The sequence below is a fragment of the Janthinobacterium rivuli genome (genome assembly GCF_009208735.1).
Classification (GTDB): domain Bacteria; phylum Pseudomonadota; class Gammaproteobacteria; order Burkholderiales; family Burkholderiaceae_D; genus Janthinobacterium.
Window position 1 is genome coordinate 53,190 of sequence record NZ_WFLJ01000018.1, and the last position, 16,675, is coordinate 69,864.

A 16,675-nucleotide genomic window follows, 5' to 3' on the forward strand; every position below is an offset into this window, starting at 1 on the left:
CCTATCCCAGTAAGGAGATGTATTCATCTACTGGGATAGGCTCTAAATGCAGTGCGCATGAGGAGAACGCCATGGACGGTGACGAGTCGATATCGGGTGCCCAGCGCCCCTTGCGCCTGCGCCTGGGGATTTCGCCCAAGGTGCCCGCCGGTGTGTTGATACCGCAGCGCATCGCCGGCAGTGAGGCCATCTGTGGCGGCATCGAGTACCGCGTGCTGTGTGTCTCGACGCATGCCGACTTGCCGCTGAGTAGTTTGATTGCCTTGCCCGCCGCACTCGATATCGTCACCGACCAGGGCCAGCTGCGCAGTATCTGCGGGCTTGTCACGCAAGCGAGCGCCGGTGACAGCGACGGCGGGCTGGCCAGCTACCAGTTGGTGCTGACGGATGCTTTTTCCATCATGGAAAAACGCTGCAATACGCGCGTCTTCCGGCGCCTCACGGATATCGAGATCGCCAAGACCCTGCTCGACGAATGGATACGCAGCAATACCGTGCTGGCGCACGCCTTCCAGTATGCGTTTGCCGATTTCTTCGAGGCGCAAACGTATCCGCAGCGCGAGTTTGTCATGCAGCACAATGAATCCGATGCGGCATTCGTGCGGCGCCTGCTCAAGCGCAGCGGCGTCGCCTGGTTTTTTCGTGCGGAGGGCAAGGCGAATGCACATGCCGAGCCGGCTCATACCCTGGTGCTGTTCAATCATGCCGACGGCTTGCGAAAAAACCTGGCGGACACCGTGCGCTATCACGCAGACCGGGCAAGCGAAGAGCGCGACACCCTGACGTCGTGGAGCGAAGTGCGCAAGCTGCAGGCGGGCAAGGTAACGCGCCATAGCTGGAATGAGGAACACCCGCGTGCGCGGCCGTTCATGACCGCCGATGCCTTGGGGCGGGGACAGCAAGGCATGCATGGCAATGCCATTGCGGCCACGCTGGACGATTACCGCGTGCTGCCGCCGCGCGCGGGGAACGATCATGAGGCCTTGTGCCAGCTGGGTATGCTGGCCATGCAACAGCACGATTACGAGAGCCATTGCTTTCATGCCGAAGGCAGTGTGCGCGACCTGTGTCCGGGCGAATACTTCAGCCTGGCCGAGCACCCCGGCATCGACGCCTTGCCAGCGGTCGAGCGCGATTTTGTCGTCACGTCGCTGCAGGTGGCGGCGCAAAATAATTTACCCAGGGAGCTTGCCGTCAGGGTGGAGCGCCTGTTTGCGCGCAACCGTTGGCTGGCCGATGACGCATCGTTGCCGCAGCGCGAGCTGGCGGCGGCGGTGGACGACGGCCCCTTGCGCATGCAGATTGAACTGACGGCCGTGCGGCGCGGCGTGCCCATCGTGCCGGCCTACGACACGCGCATCGACTTGCCGTCAGTGACCATGCAAAGCGCCGTGGTGGTAGGGCCGCCCAATGAGGAAGTCCATTGCGATGCGATGGGACGGGTCAAGGTGCGCTTTCCCGCCACGCGCACGCTGGATCACCAGCACGCAGGCGGCACGGGCGCCTCGGACACGGATGCCGATTCGGCCTGGGTGCGCGTCGCGTCCAGCTGGGCGGGAAGCGGACCTGGCAGCATGCAGCAATGCGGCTACCTGGGCTTGCCGCGCGTGGGCAGCGAAGTCTTGCTGGACTTTCTCGGCGGCGACCCGGACCGGCCCATCATCGTGGGCCAGCTGTACAACCATAGCGCGCTGCCGGTTGCCCTGAGCAAGGCAGGCGACTTGCCCGCCAACCGCTATTTGTCCGGCATCAAGAGCCGCGAGATCCGTGGCACGCGTGGCAATCAGCTGCGCTTTGACGATGTGCATGGACAGATCAATGCCCAGCTTGCCAGCGATCACGGTTCCACCCAGCTCAACCTGGGCTGGCTGACGCACGACCGGCGCAACGGTCAGGGCGACGCGCGCGGCGAGGGCGCAGAGCTGCGTACCGATGAGCAGTTGGCCATGCGTGCGGGCAAGGGCATGCTGCTCTCGGCCTGGAAGCGCTTGAATGGCGATGGCGGACACATGGCGCGCAGCGAATATCTGGGGCTGATGGAAAACTGCCTGGAATTGTTCCGCTCGCTGGGCAGGTATGCCGCGACGCATCAGGCAATGGAACAGGAAGACCAGGCGCAGCAGGAATTGCAGCAGAGCTTGAAAGGCTGGGAAGGTGGCAGCAATACGCAGCCCCGTGGCGAATTGGGCGGTGCGGCCGCGATTGCCGTCACCGCGCCCGCCGGCATCAGTTTTGCCAGTTCGAAAGCCATCGTCAGCTATGCCGCCGGCAGCATCGACACGGTGGCGCAGCAGCATCTGCAAGCGGTGGCGGGCCAGCGCTACAGGGTGAACGCGGGCAAGGGCATCTCGCTGTTTTCCCATGCGGACGGCATCCGGGCCATCGCCCACCATGGCAAGTTCCTGCTGCAAAGCCAGCATGACGATATGGAACTCAATGCGGCAAAAAACCTGAAGCTCACCGCCAGCGAAGGCCAGCTGACGGGCATGGCCGATGAGATCGTGTTGATTTCCAAGCATGGCGCGTTCATCCGCATCGCCGACGGCATCACCTTCGGCAGCAAGTCGCCGCTGAACTTCAATGCGCCCAATTTCGTCTTCAATGACCCGCAGAGCATGGCGGTGGAGTTGCCAATCTTTGCCGAGGGCAAGGCGGATCAGCAATTCATTTTTCAATACGAGGGCGACGACAGCCCTGTCGATGGCGTGCCGCAGGAACCGCAACTGGCGCCGCAAGCGCACTTTGCCGTGAAGCTGGGCGACGGTTCGTCGGCAGATGGCCGCAGCGATGGGGGCGGCAAGACGGAGGTGCTGGAGCGCGCCGCGATGCACCTGGCCGCCATCGAAGTGTTCAATAACAAGGATTGATGACGCCAGGAGAGTGCGATGGGCAGCTATCCGAAAGTGCCGTACGTGGTGGGCGACGATGTGGCGATCCTGCATTGCGAACGCAGCGTGTGCAAGAAGGTCAAGATACGCCGCAACCTGCCGGGCAATATCATCGTCATCCATGGTGTCAACGACGTGGGCGTCAGCTACAAGGCGGTGGAGCATGGCCTGTGCGAGGGATTGACGCAAAGGCTGGGGCGCGGCTTTACCCCGGCGTCTTACCGCATGCCAGTGGCGGCGGACAAGGATAGGCTGGAAGACGATCCCGACGCCGTCTTCTTCAAGCGCACGATTGCCAAGGACACCAACAGCCCCGTGATTCCGTTTTACTGGGGCTACCGTGAGGTAGGAGAGAAATGCCGCACCGTCAATGGCCAGTTCGTCGATCGCTACGGCAACCGTCTCGACAAGGACCTGTCCAAGGAAGGCGGCCCCTTCGGCAACGCCACCAGCAATTTACCCGATATGTGGCGTCCAGGCATGTATGCGCCTGCGGACCCCATGGGCGATGCCTTGCGCCCGCTGAAGACGGCGCCCGGCCGCATGTACATGGTGCTGGCGGCCCAACGGCTGGCCGCGCTCATTTCCATGATCCGCGATTACGATGCGGATGATACCGTCAGCATCGTCGCGCACAGCCAGGGCTGTCTGCTGTCGCTGCTGGCGCAAGCCATGCTGATGGAAAAGGGGCTGGCGCCGGCCGATAATCTGATACTTACGCATCCGCCGTACAGCCTGGTGGATAGCCTGCCGCTGTTGATGCGAGGGGCAGCCTGGTTCGACGGCGGCGAAGATGCGGCAATGAAACCCTATTACCATCTGCTCAGTGGTGCGCAGACCTTGGGCGCGCGCCTGAAGACCCTGGTGAACATTGTTGCCGGCGTGGCGAAGGGGAACGGTCAGCCCTGCATGCCGCCGTTTGCCGACCTGAAGAAGGACGATCATCGTGGCATGGTCGGCAGCCGCTGGCAGAGTGCCGACGACCGCGACAACCGCCGCAAGGTCTATCTGTATTTTTGTCCCGAAGACATGACGGTGGCGCTGGATAACATCCAGGGCATAGGATGGGATGGCGTGCCCGATTATGCAACGGGAAGTGAGCTCATAGAGGAAGAGGAAACATCCAGTCTGGATGGGTATAGTATTTCCTCCGGACATACCAAGATGGTGGAGCGCTCGCAGGTACGCGGCGCGCTGGCGGAACTGGGCGGCAGATTTTATCAACGGGTATTCAGCAACAAAACCAGGCTGGATCCTGCCACTGGAAAGACCACGGTATCGTTCGTAGGCAAGCCGCCGCCTTTTGATTTTCCGTTGCGCCTGCCGACGGAAACGGAGCAGTCGCACGTGGAAGTTTCCTTACGTAGTCATCGTGCGCAACACAAGGCGGTGGCGTGGCCTGTCAATACCAGGTTGAGCAAAGCGGAACAGCGCAATGGCGTGCGCACCATCACTGGCGAAGCGTTGAAGCAACCGGTACCTGCCGACTTGCGTGGCACCTCGCAAATCGATCCCGCCAATATTCCCGCAACGTCCATGATGAGAAACCGTACCGTTGCCGATCAGGGACCGGCGGAGGACGTCGACCCCTGCGATGCGTCGGTAGCACCGACGAGCGGAAGCGGCATGCAGATACGTAGCGAATATCGTCCCGACCCGGGAGGCTATCAAAAGTTTCCCGAAAGGGAAGAACACCTCAGTCAACGAGAGCTGGCATTGATGACGGCAAGCTACAACGAGGAAAAAGGTCTGCACCTGAAAGACAAGCGGGATCAACGTGAAGTTGTTTCCGCGAAACGCTACCCAGACAGCAAGGTCGTGGCGCAGATTCAGGAAAGCCCGAATGAGTCACGCTTGCGCTGGCAGCGGGAAGTCAGTGCCAAGTCTTTTCATAGTTCGATTATCGGCAGCGCGAAGAATCATAGCCAGGTGACGGCGTACGACGTGGCCATAGGCAGTGGCAAGGCGTCGTCGGATCCGCAGTTTTATGCGTATCTGTGTGCGGTGGCGGATTGGCGAGTGAAGGTGCTGAAGAAAGGTGAGCAACCGAGAGACGGAATACTATTAATGCATCGATTTCGTGCTTTGTATTCTTCTTATCTGGATGTTGAGCCAGCATGGCGGCAATCAATTATTGAAGGAAGTATTGGCTATTACAACAGCGGAAGTTTGCCTGTAGGACTTCCATTGCTGTCGGGCGCTTTATGGAAGATTGTCGTATCGCAAACAAAAAATATGAAAATAGTGGCTGAGAAAAAGATAAGTGGCGTGTCCAAGACGCATCGATAACAGGTTATTTGGACTGATTGTGCTTCCTTCGGAATTGCTGACCCAAAAAAGGTGAGAACTATGATGATGCTTCGTTGGTTGGGGATATCAATAGTTGTTGTAATTTTATTTGCTGGCTGGTTATGGCTAGGTGCCGCATCTAGGAGCCAGGCACGTGAAATTGCGTCACAGTTGCAGGCGCAACAGCCAAAGAATCCTATGGAACCGAGGAAAGAGTACGTGCTGGAAGTGATCGGATTGGGTGTGACGCTGGACAAATACCGTCAGGGTAAATTGTGGGAGGCCTTGCAAAAAGGAAGTCCTTACACCAGCATACGTGAGCAGGATCCGACGAAGTATCCTTGGACAGGGATGGATAAAGATGGGCAGGGGGGAGGGCGAGCCTGCGACGCATTGGAAAACGGCGTTAATTTCACACCCATGTATTGGGGCTTGCCGTCGTTTTATGCTGGCTCTCCCATTCTTGATCCTGATGAGCAGCCCAGTTTGTACGAGCCGATGGCCGGACTGGTAGCAGGTTCATCGACAATTGGTCTGCCGGCACATTTATTTTCGATAGGTCCTTGGAAATTGGATGAGAGACCGGATCGATTGTTGATGGAAGTCTTCGAATTTTTCGACCAACATCCAGAGCTGCCTTATGTTGTCGTACATTCCGAAGATAGTGTGGGTACGCGCGATGGAAGTCGCAAGCCGGGTGATGCGATGAGACTAAAGGATGGCTATTACATCCCCGAGATGCCTGATGCCACCGCCGTGTTTGTGTTGGCGCGCCGCGAAAGAATAGATCCTTTGCGCCCGTACGTATGGGAGGATCCTGATAATAAGTTTGTGCAGGGGCACTTCAAGGCCATGTATTACGATTTGAAGAGTTCATTGGCAAGGCCAGTCAAATCAATATGGTCCAGTTCTAGCATGTCTCGTCAACCCACCGTCGCCGAATGGCTCGCCGCCGCCGCCGCCTTCGCCCAGCGGCCCGATATCCGCGGCGTCGGCTTGCATACGTTCGACAAACTCAATCCCTGGGAAAATCGCCCGCCGCGCGACTGGAAACCGACGCCGTGGTTTCCCATTCCGTGGAACCGGGAACAGATGGAAACCTTCGACCGTCTGCCCTCGTTCGGCTTCGTGCACCGGCCCGTGTTCGTCAAGTTCGTGGATGAGGAGGGCAAGCCCGTCACGCGGCGTGACCAGCGCCAGAAGCTGTTCCATGCGGGCTGGCAGCAGGCGCTGCAGACCTTGCCTGAAGCGCAGCGCGGCAAGGGGCCGGCGCGCATCGTGACGGGTACGGGGGATCAGCCGGAACAGTTGCTGATGTTGGAAAGCATGCTGCACGATTACGCGGCGCAGGGCGGGCCGGAAATCGATAGCGGCAAGAGTGCGCAGTTCATCAATACTGATCGTCGCCTGGGCAATACGGGGGCGGCCACCTGGTTCATGCAGATGGCCATCGGCGTGATGGGCAGCTATCGCGATGGCGGCGCCAGTGCGGCGATCAATCTGCGCGATAGTAACGAAGCGAGCATCATCTTCATCACGCCGCCATCGGACGCAATCCGCAAGAAGCAGGATGCGGGCGGCGATATCTTCCGCAGCCGCGTCACGCCGGCCATCGATCCGGCCAACTACGCGGCGCCATCGGTGGAAGCCATCCTGGAAGGCTCGGCGGGCAAGTAGAACGGGAGGCAGCATGCGCAAAGTCATCCGTTTGGGCGACGCCACGTCGCACGGCGGCAAGGTGGTCAGCTGTGCCGCCACGCATTTTACGGTCAATGGGATTGCTGTCGCCTGCGTCGGGGATCTGTGCAGCTGCCCCATCAAGGGACATCAGGGCTGCAAGATTGCCAGCGGCTCGTCCCGACATACCATCAACGGCATCGCCATCGCCTTTGAGGGCGACACCACCACCTGCGGCGCGAAGTTACTCGCTGGCGGCGCCACCTTGCGCACCTCCTGACGCGGCGCGCTCCTGGTATTTCCTGCTAACTATATAATCTGCGCTTGGGCGATACCCGTCCCTGAATGTCGATTGAAGGAATGCCATGCCCAGATATATCGTGCGCCCTTTGGCGCTGTGTGTAGTGTCGGCCGTCTGCCTCTCTGCCAGTGCCGCCGAGGCGGTGGTGGTGGATGCGCAGCAGCGCGCGTCCTTGCTGGAATTTTATGCGCAGCAATACCCGGGCGAGCCGGCTGCGCGCACCGTGTTCGAGAGTGTGCCCGTGGTGGGCGGCAATGGCAGCGAAGTGGTGGGCAGCGTGGAAACGTCGCCCTACCGTGGCCATGGCGCGCTGTGCCGCACGCAGCGCACCAAGTTCGTGTTGCACGGCGAAGGCAAGCAGGCGCGCTGGCAGGAGGCGGGCATGGAATATTTCGCGTGGCTCGACCGTGGCACCTGCCGTCCCGTGGCCGAACCCGTGCGCATGCTGCAGCGCGTCCCCGATGCGGAACTGGAAGGCGTGCTGCTGTACCAGAAGCCGCTGCTGGAGCGGGCGCGGTTATTGATGGCAGGTAACACGGCCTGTGCCCCGCTGCGCGCCTTGAAGTTCTCGCTGGCGGCCGTCGACGTGGGGGCTGCCGCGCCGCGCGCCGAAGAGCGCTATGCGCTGGTGTTCAAGAGCGACCGCGACAGCTACGCGCGTGTCTGGCTGCGCAAGAGCGGCGCCCAGTATGACGCGTGGAATGTGACTTGCCCGCCGGTGCTGTAAGCTGCGCACCCTCGATTGTTTTTTTGACTGTTGCAACCATGAACGAAAATTCCACTTCCGCCCGCAGCTGGGGCACCATCGTCACGCATAGCGACGAGATGGCCATCATCTACCGCTATGTTGACGCCTTCCATGACGACTGGGACCTGTCGTCGCAGCCGGACCGCATCATCATCGCCTGGCGTTACGAGGACGAGACGGGCATGCCCGCGCCGAACGAGCGCGAGCATATGGAAGAGCTGGAAGCGGCGCTGGCGCCCGTCGTGGAAGAGGACGGCTTCGCCACCCTGGCGCTGGTGTCGACGGGTGAAAACCTGCGCGAATGGATTTACTACACGCAGTCGGGCGAAGAGTTTTTCAATCGCCTCAACACGGCGCTGGCGCCGCGTCCGAAGTTCCCGATTGAAATCCGCAGCGCGGCCGATCCCGCCTGGTCCACGTATGCGGGCTTCATGGCTGCACTGCCGAAGTAATCAGGTCAACGCGGCCGTCACGATGCGCGTGGCGGCCGTGATGATGTCCTGGTTGGTATCCGCTTTTTTCTGTTCGCGCGTGTAGTACACGGCGATCACCAGCGGCGCGCCGCTGGCCGGGTAGGCCACGCCGATATCGTTGACGCTGCCATACGCGCCCGAGCCCGTTTTATCCGCCACCTGCCAGCCGGCAGGCACGCCGGCGCGGATGCGCTTGTCGCCCGTCGTGTTGCCGCGCATCCAGGCGTCGAGCTGCTGGCGCTGTGGCGCCGGCAAGCTATTTCCCAGCAACAACTGCTGCAAGCTGTGCGCCATCGACGCGGGGCTGGCCGTGTCGCGCACGTCGCCGGGGATGGCGCTGTTCAATTCCGTTTCCCAGCGTTCCAGCTGGAATACCGTATTGCCGATGCTGCGCGCATAGGCCGTCACGGCTTGCGGCCCGCCCAATAATGTCATCAGGAAATTGGCCGCGCTATTGTCGCTGTACTGCAAGGTCGCGGCGCACAGGTCGGCCACGTTCATGCCGTCGGCCAGATGTTTTTCCGTGATGGGCGAGTAGGTGACCAGTTCCTTTTTTTCGTAACGCAGGTGCTGATCCAGCAAGCCCGGCTGGCTGACGCTGCGCGCCAGCACGGCGGCCGCCAGCATGGCCTTGAAGGTGCTGGCCAGGGGAAAGCGTTCGTCGGCGCGATAGGCAACGCGCAGCTCGCTGCCCTGACGCCAGGCCGCCACGCCGAGGCGCCCGCCCGCGGCGTGTTCCAGCGCGGCCAACTGCGCCTGGGCGGCGGCGATGCCGGTGGCGGGCGCGGCAAACAGCAGCGGAGTCGGGCACAGCAGGGCAGCGCCGCCGGCCAGCAGGAGGGTGCGGCGGACGTGGTTCAGGGATTCAGTCATGGTTTTCTGTCGGTGTTTTCGGAGTGGAAAGGGTGGCCAGCAATTCGCCGATGGCGAGCAGGCTGGCCGGTTTGGTCAGGTGGTGGTCGAAGCCGGCCGCGCTCGATTGGCTGCGGTCGTTTTCGGCCCCCCAGCCCGTCAATGCGACGAGCACGGCGGCGTCGCCGGCCGGTGTCTGGCGCAACGCGCGCGCCACCTCGTAGCCGTTCATGCCGGGCAAGCCGATATCGAGGAAGATGACGTCTGGCAAGAATTGTGGCGCCATCTCCAGGGCTTGCGCGCCGTCATGGGCCACTTGCGTAGCATGGCCCATCATGTCGAGCACGGCGGCGAGCGTATCGGCGGCATCGACATTGTCATCGACCACCAGCACGCGGAAATAGGGACCGTTGGCGGCGCCGGCCGGCGCGGCCGGTGCGGCGGGCGCCTTCGCTTCCTCCTCCAGCAGAGGCAGGCGCACGCTGAAGGTGCTGCCCAGGCCGGCGCCGGGACTGGCCGCCGTGGCGCTGCCGCCATGCAGCTCGGCCAGACGCCGCACCAGCGACAGGCCGATGCCCAGGCCGCCTTGCGCGCGGCCCATGTTCTGTCCCACCTGGGTGAACATGTCGAAGACGGTGGCGATCGACTCGGCGGGGATGCCCACGCCGCTGTCCTGCACCTCGATCAGCGCCTCGTCGCCATCACGTACCGCGCGCAAGCTGATATGGCCGCCGGCAGGCGTGTATTTGGCGGCATTGTTGAGCAAATTGCCCAGCACTTGCGCCAGCCGCGTGGGGTCGGCCTCGAGCGGCAGCGCCTGCTCATCGAGTGTTACTTGCAACTGGTGGCGGCCCGCTTCGATCAGCGGCATGCTCGTTTCCACGGCGCCCGCGATGATGGATTTCAAGTCCGCGCGTTCCAGCCTGAGTTCGATCTGGCCCCGCGTGATGCGGGCCACGTCCAGCAAATCGTTGACCAGATGCACCATCTGATTGACTTGCCGCTCCATCACGTCGCGCACGCGCGCCACGGTGGCGGGCTTGTCTGCGGCCAGGCGCATGATTTGCAAGCCGTTGCGGATGGGCGCGAGCGGGTTGCGCAGTTCGTGCGCCAGGGTGGCGAGGAATTCCGTCTTGCGCCGGTCCATCTCGGACAGGTTGTCGGCCAGCTGGCGCAATTGCTGCTCCGAGCGCTTGCGCTCGCTGATGTCGCTGAACAGCACCGTCAGCAGACGGCTGTCGGGGCCGCCCAGGCGCGCCGCGAAGACCTCGAACCAGCGCTCCATGGCCACGGCTTCGTTTTCGTAGCGCACGGGTTCGCCAGTCTTGACGACCTGGTCGTACAGGTCGAACCAGTGCTGGTCATGGTCGGGCACGAAGCTGCGGATGGTCTTGCCGATGGCATTGACCAGCCCCGACTGCTTGACGAAGGAGGCGTTGCCTTCCAGGTAGCGGAAATCGATGGGGCGGCCTTGCTCGTCGTACAGCATTTCGATCACACAAAAGGCCTGGTCCATCAGCTCGATCAAGGTGCGGTAGCGTTCCTCGCTGCGGCGCAGCGCATCTTCCACCTGTTTCTGGCGCGTGATGTCGAGCAGGACGCCTGGAAATTGCAAGGGCGTGCCATCGGGCGCGTACTCCGCGCGTCCCCGCGCGATCACCGAGCGGTACTGGCCATCGCCGGCGCCGACGCGGTAGCTGGCCTCGAACGGCGTGTGCGCGTGCAGCGCCTGGGCAATCTGCGCGCTGACCTGCTCGCGGTCATCGGGATGGATGAGGTCCAGGTAGCGCGCCAGCGGCGCCACCGGAGGCGCATCGGCATGGACGGGGAACAAGCGCGTCATATTGCTGTCGGCCGTGACCCGGTCGGCCACGATGTCCCAGTTCCAGGTGGCCACTTCGCCGGCCGCCAGGGTCAGGCGCAGGGTTTCCTCGTTCCGCTTGCTGGTCGTCAGGTCGAGCGAGATGCCGGACAGGGCTATCACGTTGCCGGCGCCGTCGCTGGCGCAGGTGCCGCGCATGTGCGCCCAGTGCAGCGCACCATCGGGCCAGCGGACGCGGATATCGATTTCGAAATCGCTGGCGCTGGCGATGGCTGCATGCACCACCGCCTGCCACTGCTGCAGGTCGCCGTCGAGCATGGCGCCCGTCAGTTGTGCGTAGTCGATGTGGCTGTCGGGCGGCAAGCCCAGATTGGCCTTGAAGGCATCGGAGCCGGTCATGCTGCCGCTGCCCAGGTCGATCTCCCACGTGCCCATGCGGCCGCCCTGCATGGCCAGGCGCAGCCGCTGTTCCGTCTGCCGTTGCTGCGTCACGTCGCAATGCGAGCCCAGCCATTCAAGAATGCTGCCATCGGGCGCCAGCACGGGCAGCATGCGCACGAGCATGTTGCGGTAGGCGCCGCTGACGTGGCGCAGCCGGTATTCCGCTTCGAACACGCTGTTCAGGTGCGACGGCATGACGTAAGGCAAGTTGCGGTCGTCCGGATGCAGGGCATTGACCCAGCCGCGGCCCAGCAGTTCGGCCTCGGTCTGGCCGGTGAAGGCGCGCCAGGATGGCTGGTCGGCATCGAACTGGCCGAAGGTTTTCGTGCTCCAGACGATGTCGCAATGGGCACTCAGCAGCAGATGCGCCGCCTGGGTGGCGACGGTGGAAGACGGGACGGCGTTGCTGGGCTGGCTGGGTTCTGGCATGGAGGCGATCGACGATGGTGCAGGGGAGCTGCCGCCGCACTGGAATGGAGCGGCCTGGCAGCGCAATTCTGGCGATATTACAACTATTTTTACGCTCTGGGCTGTCTTGCAGGACGCCAATTCCACTTTCCCTGGGTTGGCGAAAAAGTCGCGCCATGCGACAAGTCATCGGGGGAAATAGCAAGGAAATCGCAAGACAGGGACGCTATTGTGGCTGAATAACCACTAGTCAGGCCTTTATGTTGATGAATGAATATTTTACATAACAATATTCTTGCAGCGCATCAGGCGCTTGAATTAAATTGGCGCCTTACTTAAAAGTTGGTGTTCATCAGACATCCCGGAGATGCGGCCAGACCGCTGTCAGCTTGGACGACAGCCAGGGCAGAGCCAGTGACGCCGAGAGCGGAGAAACATCCGCTCGCGCTGTTGCACCGAAATAGTGCAAACGATCATCCAGCGCCGTACATAACCCGGAGACAGGTTTCGCAATTCTTTTTTAAACTTCTGGGAAACAACATGATCAAGATGTCCAAGATGCACAAGCGTTTGTGCGCCAAAAGCGCCGCCATGCTGGCACTGTCCGCTGCCTTGCCTATCGGCTCGGCTTACGCTGATGAAGTCGCTGCTGATACGACCCCTGCCGCCAGCCAGCTGGAAACCGTGACCGTGACGGCGCAGCGCCGCAAGGAAAATATCCGCGACGTGCCTGTCTCCGTGTCGCTGCTGCGCGATGAAAAGCTCGACGTGCTGGTGTCCGGTGGACAAGACATCCGCGTGCTGGCCGGCAAAGTGCCGAGCCTGAACGTGGAATCGTCGAACGGCCGCACCTTCCCCCGCTTCTACATCCGCGGCTACGGCAATACCGACTTCAACATCTTTGCATCGCAACCTGTTTCCCTGATTTACGACGACGTCGTGCAAGAAAACCCGATTCTCAAGGGCTATCCGATTTTCGACGTGGCTGGCGTGGAAGTGCTGCGCGGCCCGCAAGGTACCTTGTTCGGCCGCAATACGCCTGCCGGCGTGGTCAAGTTCGAATCCGTCAAGCCGAACCTGGACAAGGTCGAAGGCTATTACAACGTTTCCGCCGCCACGCACAACACCACCAACTTCGACGGCGCCGTCAACGTGCCGCTGAGCAAAGAATGGGCGCTGCGTTTCTCGACCCTGCGCCAGCACCGCGACGACTACGTCGACAACACGTTTACGGGCCAGAAGAATGCGCTGGACGGCTACAACGAACACGCCGAACGCGTGCAATTGCTGTATGCGCCGAACGCCATGTTCAACGCCCTGTTCAATGTGCACCAGCGCAACACCACGGGCAGCGCGCGCATCTTCTACGCCAACATGATCAAGCAGGGCACGAACGATATCGTCGATGGCTTCGATCCGAACAAGTCGTTCACGAACGCACCGAACTTCCAGCGCCTGCGCACCAACGGCGCCAGCGCCCGCCTGAGCTGGGACTTGGACGGCATCAAACTGTACTCGATCACCGGCTTTGAACAAGTTGGCAACTACGTGTCGCATGGCGACATCGACGGCGGCACCCCGACGGGTCCCGGCTTCATTCCTTTCCAGGTTGAAACGGCCGGTGGCATCACCAGCGTGAAGCAATACTCGCAAGAGTTCCGCGCCGAATCGAAGAATGCCGGTCCCCTCAACTGGCAGGCAGGCGTGTATTACTTCAACGAAGATGCCAACGGTTTCACCGACAACTTCGATACCAACACGCACGTACTGACCACGCACCTGGCCAGCCGCCAGAAGAACTCGGCGTGGGCAACGTTTGGTTCCGTCAACTACGCCGTCAATGATGACTTCATGCTGCGTGCCGGTTTGCGCTACACCAAGGACAAGAAGGATTTCAATACGGTGCAAGCGACCAACATCGTGCAGGTCAACCCGACCAGCGCCGATGTCAGCAAAGCCAAGGTCAACTGGGACTTGAGCGGCACCTACAAGTACAACAAGGATGTGAACTTCTACGGCCGTATCGCCACCGGTTTCCGCGCGCCAAGTATCGCCCCGGCCAGCACCAGCGTGCCAGTCACCGTGGCCGATGCGGAAACCATCACCTCGTACGAAGCGGGCATCAAGGCCGACCTGTTCAACCGCCGCGCCCGCGTGGCGTTCAGCGTGTACGACTACCAGGTGAAAAACCAGCAGCTGACGGTGGTGGGCGGTACGTCGAACGTGACGCGCCTGATCAATGCCGCCAAGACGAATGGCCGCGGCGCCGAGCTGGAACTGGAAGGTTTTGTCACGCCTAGCCTGAAGATGTCCCTGGGCGGCAGCTACAACTTCACGGAAATCAAGGACCCGAGCCTGTCGATCGCCACCTGCGCCCAGACGCGTTGCACCGTGACCGATCCGCTGACCACCGGCAACCGTGCCATCATCGATGGCAATCCATTGCCGCAAGCGCCGAAGTGGACGATCACCGCCACGGGCCGCTATTCGATCCCGATGGAAAACGGCGAATTCTTCGTCTTCACGGACTGGGCTTACCGCAGCAAGATCAACTTCTTCCTGTATGAGGCAACCGAGTTCACCGGCAAGCCGATGGTCGAAGGTGGCTTGCGCGTGGGCTACACCTGGGATGCCGGCAAGTATGAAATGGCCGTTTTTGGCCGCAACATCACCGACACCCAGCGCATCACGGGCGCCATCGACTTCAACAACCGCACGGGCTTCATCAATGAGCCGCGTCAGTTTGGGGTGCAATTTAAAGGCAACTTCTAATTGCCAGACTTCAGGTGCCGGCCATGTGCTGGCGCCTGCATTGCTACCCGCCCGGTTCGCCGTGGCGGGTTTTTTTATGGGTGCTCGGGAAGCTGCGCCAGCCGCTGCGCCCACGCGGGAATCGCTTGCCGCCAGAAATCGTCGATGGACTCGGCGCGCACGTCGAGGCCGAGGAAGCGTGCGGCCGGCAGCAAGGTCGAGGCCAGCAGGTCGGCAGCATTGCTTGCCGTATCGAAGGCGAGGGCGCCCGTCTGCTTCGACAGTTTTTCGCCACTATCGTTCGTGACGACGGGCACGTGCAAAAAGCCGGGATGGGGCAGCCCCAGCACATCCTGCAGATACAGCTGGCGCGGCGTGGAATCGAGCAAGTCCGCGCCGCGCACCACCTGCGTGATGCCCTGCGCGCCATCGTCGACGACGACGGCCAGCTGATACGCCCAATAGCCATCGCCGCGCAGCACGATGAAGTCACCCACCTCGCTGGCCAGATCCTGCCGCTGCGGACCGGCCCAGCGGTCGGCAAAAGCGTACACGGCATCCGCTCCCTGCGGCACCCGCAGCCGCAAGGCCCGCGCCGCCTTGCCCGGCGCCAAGCCGTGGCGGCAAGTGCCCGGATACACGGTAGCTGCGCCCTTGGGCCCGCCCGCCTGCAGCACTGAATCCTGGATCTCCTTGCGCGAACAGCCGCACGCATACACGAGGCCATCAACCTGCAACTGCTTCAGCGCCGCCTCGTACAGCGGCAGCCGCCGGCTCTGCCACGTCGCCTCGCCATCCCACTGCATGCCGCAGCGCTGCAGGCTGGCCAGGATGCCCAGATCGGCACCCTCGACATTGCGGTCATAGTCCAGGTCCTCGATGCGCAGCAGCCACGTTCCATGATGCACCTTCGCATCGAGATAACTGGCCATGGCGGCAACGAGCGAACCCATGTGCAGTGGGCCGGAGGGAGAGGGGGCGAAGCGGCCGATGTAGGGGGAGGAGGGCATGCGGTGAGTGTGGATGGTGGTGACAGCTGCTGATGGTTGATTGCTACGGGCGGAGAGCTTTGGCGACAGCGGCAAGTATCGTGCAGGGCGTCGGTCAAGTCAAATCTTGGCCTATTCTTGTTGTTATCTAATTTATAATCAAATACGTAACGTTATCTTCCGCATATGAAATTTCTTCGTTACAGTAATGCGGATCGTTGAGCGCTCTGAAATGGAAATCCTTGTCGAATTCCTTCGTTCTGAACTTGCTATTTAATAGCGCTACAACGCTCCCCTTCTCTGGCCAGTCGGAAGAATGCAATGCTATCAAGGAATTTCCAAAAGAAATTTCATCAAAGATACATATTTTTAATTTTAGAGGTAGTTTCTTCAATAAAATCAGCCATCGTATATCACTTGATTTTGGGAAAAAAGCTGCACCATTTTTTATGAATTCCATTATTCGTTGCTGCACCTCTATCGATTTTTCTATATTGACGTGCGATTTGTAATCCTCATTTATTTTGTAATCCTCATTTATTTTCGACATGATGGCTAATTTTCAGGCTGTTTTGTACCGTAAGATTATGCAGGAAGATGATGCTTTAATGTCATGTTGTACGATAATGCTTCCCCACGAAAATTGAAATACTATTTCTGATAGTCCCATCGTCTGACCGGGAATGCCAGACTTTAGTTGAATTTTTTTGACTAACGATGATTCACTCACGCCGTTGCCCACAGAATTATTTTCAAAATAATGAATCAATATGCAATCTATCTTGAAGAGCTTTTCTTTTGCAATAATTAACTCGACAATGTGGTCGCCTATCCAGCCATTAATTTCAAAAACATATACTCCTGGTCCTGTTGTCCTGGGTTGGATATGAAATGTATTGACAATTTTGTTCATGAAATGTTTTGCTGGAGTTTTTTTCGATAATGTAACCTCTCCATTGATGATCAGTGATCCATCAATGAAATCAAAAATATAGCCTGGCATTTCAATTTTTTTCACTTTATTATGCGTGACTTT

At 60.4% G+C, this 16,675-nt stretch carries 12 protein-coding genes; 7 read left to right on the forward strand and 5 right to left on the reverse strand.

What is annotated here, in order from left to right; genetic code table 11:
* Window positions 1-71 precede the first annotated feature (71 nt).
* The 6 genes from GCN78_RS22310 (at window position 72) to GCN78_RS22335 (ending at window position 8,355) form a co-directional block, all read left to right on the forward strand.
* A complete protein-coding gene (locus tag GCN78_RS22310) occupies window positions 72-2,867 on the forward strand; it encodes a type VI secretion system Vgr family protein (RefSeq protein ID WP_152253657.1) in 2,796 nt (931 codons plus the stop codon).
* A gap of 18 nt (window positions 2,868-2,885) precedes the next feature.
* Complete coding sequence (locus tag GCN78_RS22315) at window positions 2,886-5,177, forward strand: T6SS effector phospholipase Tle3 domain-containing protein (RefSeq protein ID WP_152253658.1); 2,292 nt, start codon at window positions 2,886-2,888, stop codon at window positions 5,175-5,177.
* Between the two features lie 219 nt (window positions 5,178-5,396).
* Window positions 5,397-6,854 carry a type VI lipase adapter Tla3 domain-containing protein gene (locus tag GCN78_RS22320; protein WP_193316829.1) on the forward strand — a complete coding sequence of 486 codons (1,458 nt, stop codon included), beginning with the start codon at window positions 5,397-5,399 and terminating at the stop codon, window positions 6,852-6,854.
* Between the two features lie 13 nt (window positions 6,855-6,867).
* The gene (locus GCN78_RS22325) at window positions 6,868-7,134 is read left to right on the forward strand and encodes a PAAR domain-containing protein (protein WP_152253660.1); all 267 of its coding nucleotides are present in this window, start codon (window positions 6,868-6,870) and stop codon (window positions 7,132-7,134) included.
* A gap of 85 nt (window positions 7,135-7,219) precedes the next feature.
* Window positions 7,220-7,882, forward strand: a complete 663-nt coding sequence (locus GCN78_RS22330; RefSeq protein WP_152253661.1) for a hypothetical protein — start codon at window positions 7,220-7,222, stop codon at window positions 7,880-7,882.
* A gap of 38 nt (window positions 7,883-7,920) precedes the next feature.
* A complete protein-coding gene (locus tag GCN78_RS22335) occupies window positions 7,921-8,355 on the forward strand; it encodes a DUF695 domain-containing protein (protein ID WP_051992096.1) in 435 nt (144 codons plus the stop codon).
* Here GCN78_RS22335 and bla read toward each other — a convergent pair whose 3' ends face one another.
* Window positions 8,356-9,249 carry a class A beta-lactamase gene (gene bla / locus GCN78_RS22340; RefSeq protein ID WP_152253662.1) on the reverse strand — a complete coding sequence of 298 codons (894 nt, stop codon included), beginning with the start codon at window positions 9,247-9,249 and terminating at the stop codon, window positions 8,356-8,358.
* Window positions 9,242-11,920: a hybrid sensor histidine kinase/response regulator gene (locus GCN78_RS22345; protein ID WP_152253663.1), complete on the reverse strand. Its 2,679-nt coding sequence runs from the start codon at window positions 11,918-11,920 to the stop codon at window positions 9,242-9,244. Before GCN78_RS22345 ends, bla begins: the two co-directional genes overlap by 8 nt.
* Before the next feature lie 519 nt (window positions 11,921-12,439).
* Between GCN78_RS22345 and GCN78_RS22350 the strand changes: the two genes are divergently transcribed.
* Window positions 12,440-14,671: a TonB-dependent receptor gene (locus GCN78_RS22350; protein ID WP_152253664.1), complete on the forward strand. Its 2,232-nt coding sequence runs from the start codon at window positions 12,440-12,442 to the stop codon at window positions 14,669-14,671.
* A 74-nt stretch (window positions 14,672-14,745) separates the two neighbouring features.
* Here GCN78_RS22350 and gluQRS read toward each other — a convergent pair whose 3' ends face one another.
* The 3 genes from gluQRS to GCN78_RS22365 all read right to left on the reverse strand — a co-directional run bounded on the left by gluQRS (window position 14,746) and on the right by GCN78_RS22365 (window position 16,657).
* Window positions 14,746-15,660: a tRNA glutamyl-Q(34) synthetase GluQRS gene (gene gluQRS, locus GCN78_RS22355; RefSeq protein WP_152253665.1), complete on the reverse strand. Its 915-nt coding sequence runs from the start codon at window positions 15,658-15,660 to the stop codon at window positions 14,746-14,748.
* A gap of 127 nt (window positions 15,661-15,787) precedes the next feature.
* Window positions 15,788-16,189, reverse strand: coding sequence for a hypothetical protein (locus GCN78_RS22360; protein ID WP_152253666.1), 402 nt, complete (start codon window positions 16,187-16,189; stop codon window positions 15,788-15,790).
* Between the two features lie 12 nt (window positions 16,190-16,201).
* Complete coding sequence (locus GCN78_RS22365; protein WP_152253667.1) at window positions 16,202-16,657, reverse strand: hypothetical protein; 456 nt, start codon at window positions 16,655-16,657, stop codon at window positions 16,202-16,204.
* Between the last annotated feature and the right edge of the window lie 18 nt (window positions 16,658-16,675).

What these genes read in the sequence shown, in the direction of transcription:
- GCN78_RS22310 (WP_152253657.1), top strand. Translation starts at nt 72, where the DNA reads ATGGACGGTGACGAGTCGATATCGGGTGCCCAGCGCCCCTTGCGCCTG.
- GCN78_RS22315 (WP_152253658.1), top strand. Translation starts at nt 2,886, where the DNA reads ATGGGCAGCTATCCGAAAGTGCCGTACGTGGTGGGCGACGATGTGGCG.
- GCN78_RS22325 (WP_152253660.1), top strand. Translation starts at nt 6,868, where the DNA reads ATGCGCAAAGTCATCCGTTTGGGCGACGCCACGTCGCACGGCGGCAAG.
- GCN78_RS22330 (WP_152253661.1), top strand. Translation starts at nt 7,220, where the DNA reads ATGCCCAGATATATCGTGCGCCCTTTGGCGCTGTGTGTAGTGTCGGCC.
- GCN78_RS22335 (WP_051992096.1), top strand. Translation starts at nt 7,921, where the DNA reads ATGAACGAAAATTCCACTTCCGCCCGCAGCTGGGGCACCATCGTCACG.
- bla (WP_152253662.1), bottom strand. Translation starts at nt 9,249, where the DNA reads ATGACTGAATCCCTGAACCACGTCCGCCGCACCCTCCTGCTGGCCGGC.
- GCN78_RS22345 (WP_152253663.1), bottom strand. Translation starts at nt 11,920, where the DNA reads ATGCCAGAACCCAGCCAGCCCAGCAACGCCGTCCCGTCTTCCACCGTC.
- GCN78_RS22350 (WP_152253664.1), top strand. Translation starts at nt 12,440, where the DNA reads ATGATCAAGATGTCCAAGATGCACAAGCGTTTGTGCGCCAAAAGCGCC.
- gluQRS (WP_152253665.1), bottom strand. Translation starts at nt 15,660, where the DNA reads ATGCCCTCCTCCCCCTACATCGGCCGCTTCGCCCCCTCTCCCTCCGGC.
- GCN78_RS22360 (WP_152253666.1), bottom strand. Translation starts at nt 16,189, where the DNA reads ATGTCGAAAATAAATGAGGATTACAAAATAAATGAGGATTACAAATCG.